This is a genomic window from Runella sp. R0.1_18 (assembly GCF_057652155.1).
In genome coordinates this window covers 1-3,792 of the sequence record NZ_JBYFCK010000056.1, presented here as the reverse complement: position 1 = coordinate 3,792, position 3,792 = coordinate 1, and the positions used below count along the sequence as shown (strand labels likewise).

Sequence of the window (3,792 nt, the reverse complement as noted above, 5' to 3'; positions counted from 1 at the left end):
ATCGTCAATAATTTAGTTCCCGAATACGCAGCCGCACAAACCCCACTTTGAACCACCGCCCGATAGTATGTCGTTTGGGTCAAATTGGTCGCCGTAAAGCCCGTCGTCGTATTGGCAATGTCAGTCACAACTGCAAAATCAGACGTCAACGATGACTGCCATTTTTGAATCGCGCCTACTTGGTTTGACAAGTTTAAAGCTGTTGAATTCGTCCCCGAGCAAACGGTAGCTGAACCCGAAATAGTCCCACCTACCGAAACTGGATCAACTGTTACCGTGGCCGTGATGGCTGTTCCTGGGCAGTTGCTTCCTGAAGCAGTGGGCATAATGGTGAAAGTAACCGTCACAGGGACGTTGGTCGTGTTGGTCAAAGACCCACTGATATTTCCGCTGCCACTCGCACTGATGCCCGTCACGCTACTGGTGTTGTCTCTTGTCCAAGTATAAGTAGTGTTTTCTACGCTGCTACTCAAGGCAATGGAAGTAATGGTCGCTCCCGAACAAATTGTTTGCGCCGACGGCGTGGCTACGGCATTGGGCGTAGGGTTGATTGTCACGGTAGCTTGACCACTGTTTTTGAAGCAGCTTTCGCTTTGGCTGGCCCGCATAAAATACCGATACAGGCCGTTGTCAGCTACGCTGCCACGTATCGTAAGCGCTGTCGTCGTTACATTTTGGTAAGTGGTGCCGTTGGTAAGAGCGACGGCTTCTCCGTTGGAGATGGTAAGTCTGTACCACTGGTTGGTGAGTGTCCCACCCGTCGCTCCTGACGTCAAAATAGCATCGGTGCCCTGGCATACCACCGCATCAGTGGGGTTGTTGCTGATAACTATCTCGGCGGGTTGAGTTAGGGTAAAAGTCGCTTCGGCGTTACAACCTTTGGCGTCGTTTACTCTTACGGTGTAAGTGCCTGGTGCACGATTAGTTACAGATTGGTTACTGCTGAAAGGCGTTGCCCCAACGTCGCGCCAATCGTAATAGTAAGGAGCTGTACCACCACTTGGGGTCACACTGGCCGTTCCATTGTTTAAGCCATAGCAGCTAATGTTGGTGCTTTCTTTGGCTAATGTTAGCGCTGCTGCGGGTTGGTTAATAGTCAGATTGCGGTTGGCCGAGCAGCCAAATTTATCGGTTACGGTAACATTGTACACCCCTGCGCTTTGGCCCGTAATCGTTGGACTATCAGTGCCTACGGGGCTACCACCTTTGGTCCATATATAGCTGTATGGCGCGGTGCCGCCTGTCGGTGTTACCGTAAGTGCGCCTGTGCTGTTGCCAAAGCACAACACATCGGTAATCGTAGTGTTGTCTAATTGTATCGCATTTACTCGTACCTCAAACTGCAAATTGCTTTTTGCTCCACGGTTATCCGTACTTTCGATGGTAATCGTAGCCGTGCCGCTTTGGTTGGCTTGCTGGGTCAACGATAACTGCACGGCCGAAGCTGTGCCTGTGTTAGTGGCCGTGATTAAGCTAGGATTGCTGCTTGTTACCACGGTGCTGGCGATGCTGCCATCGGGGTCAGTTACCGTTATTGAGGTGTTGGGTAAAGACACTTGCGTTGGGCTTACACAAAGCATTTGATTCGCCAACGTGGTAGGATTAAACACTGGCTTGGCGTTACACGTCTCGTAGGTGGCTGGACCAGGAGTTATTTTATAAATTACTTCATTGGTAAAATCAGCAACGAAAAGCACCCCTGCTGAATTTATTGCTACTCCACCTTGAAATCCGCTCGAATAGGTTGCGTAAATGCTTACCGCACCACCACCTGAAGGAATGGTTAACAAATTCTTAAGTCCGTTGCCAATAAACAAACTGCCATTAGTATTAAATGCCAACCCTCTGGGAGAAAACATTGTTTCCCCTCCTGTATTGTAAACAGTAGATGGTGCTGTACCACCAACAAATTTTAAAATTCTACCTGCATTTGTTTCTGCTACATACAAATCGTTGTTATATACTGCAAGTCCAAAGGGTAGGCTTAGCCCAGATGCAACAGTTGTAATGCCAGTACCATCGGTTTTTAACTGAAAAACGGAGCTGGCACTGCCAGTATAAAGTATATCGGGTGCCTTAAATGCCAGTGCAAAATTACTATTGGCAATGCCAGTGCTTACAATTTCAGTTGCAGTGGTAGTACCTGAATTTACCTTAAATATTTTACCAAATTCGGTAGATATGTATAGATTGTCCGAATTATCAAATACCAACCCAGTAGGCTTGTCAATTCCAGTAATAAAATCGATCGGAGTGCTTGTTCCAGCTGCAAATTTTACAATTTTATTATCAGCATTAGCCGTTACAAATAAATCACCATTGCTATTGACAGCTGTTCCGTAAGCGTCAGTTATGTTAGCAAAATTTTCTTTGGTTGGTGCCCCTACCGTTTTATTCCCCAACTCCAATAAAAACGTACGGGTAGCCGTAGTTCCAAAACTACCCGTAGCCGTTACGGTTACGGTGGTAGCACCCACTTGGCCTGCAACCGTTGCAATGGTTAAGGTACGGTTGGCACCTGTGCCGCCAAAGGTATAGGTGGGGTTTAAGTTGGTATTATCATCGCTTGCGCTTAATACAGCATCTAGGTCAACTCCTAGGGTAATGGCTATATTGCTGATGGTTTGCCCATCGCAGGTGGCTTGGTTGGGTATAGAACTCAATACAGGGATGGGTGCCGTCCACTCAATAATGACCTGTCCCACGCCCGTATTGTTAACGGCAGCAGATACTGCTGCGGCACTACTTTTGGTATATGAACTACCGCCGCCGCCGCCACCGTTATCGGACTCACCGCCGCCTGCACCGCCACTGTATCCGCCACCGCCGCCGCCACCACGGCCTGCACCGCCGCCGCCGCCAAAGCCGCCAACTGCATCATAGAACCCTCCACTGCCTCCAACCCCAGCGGAATACCCACCACAGCCAGCCCCATACATACAAGGCTCCATACCAGCATCGCCGCCGTTGGTGTTAATACCGGCACCGCCGCCGCCACCTCCATTCGAACCACCGCCAGGAGCACCACCGTTCCCGTCACCAGCAGTAATAGAAGCACCTCCACCAGGTGTCAGGCCGCCGCCACCGCCGCCGCCGGCAGCTATGAGGAGGTTCGCTTCGTTAATGTCGCCCACCGCCACAAAACTACCGCCGCCGCCACCGCCGTATTTCGCATCATTTGTGCTGCTTCGGCCTTTAGCACCCACCACAATCTTGAGTAATGCGCCGGGTGTAACGGCAAACGTTGCTTTTACGGTGGCTCCTTTACCACCTGATGTGCCACCGCCAACCGAGCCTTTGGCAGTAATGGTCAGGCTCGTAACCCCCGTGGGTACGGTGAAGGTTTGGACGTTTCCCCCATCACCTATATCGTTGGTAGGATTGAACGTTTGCGTTTGAGCCAAGAGCGGTTGGCTAATGACCATTCCCAAGAGCAAGCACAAGCTGAGAAGGGAGGTAATTTTGCAATGTTTAAAGAGTGAAATAAGGTAATGTAGCTTCATATACGTAGTACGTTAAATTTGAAGCCACAAATAAATAGCAAAAAAATACGAAAAGATATAAGGGTTAACCCTTATTTTTTGAAGGATTTTTATGGTATTTTAGAGAAATATTTATCCTTAATAAGCTTGTATTTTGGGCAACAAAACTGACCACAAACAACTGTAAATCAGACCAAAATCAAAACAACAATTACAAATATTTTATGCTTTTTCGTAACTGTTTAGGTAGCCCATTGAAAAGAGCCTTGTAGGACAGATTCGATATTTTGAATGATATTCCGATTCATTT

At 48.4% G+C, this 3,792-nt stretch carries 1 pseudogene; it reads right to left on the bottom strand.

The features are described from left to right. Positions 1-3,503 (bottom strand): annotated as a pseudogene (locus AC23P2_RS30935) (hypothetical protein); the annotation flags it as partial. Between the last annotated feature and the right edge of the window lie 289 nt (positions 3,504-3,792).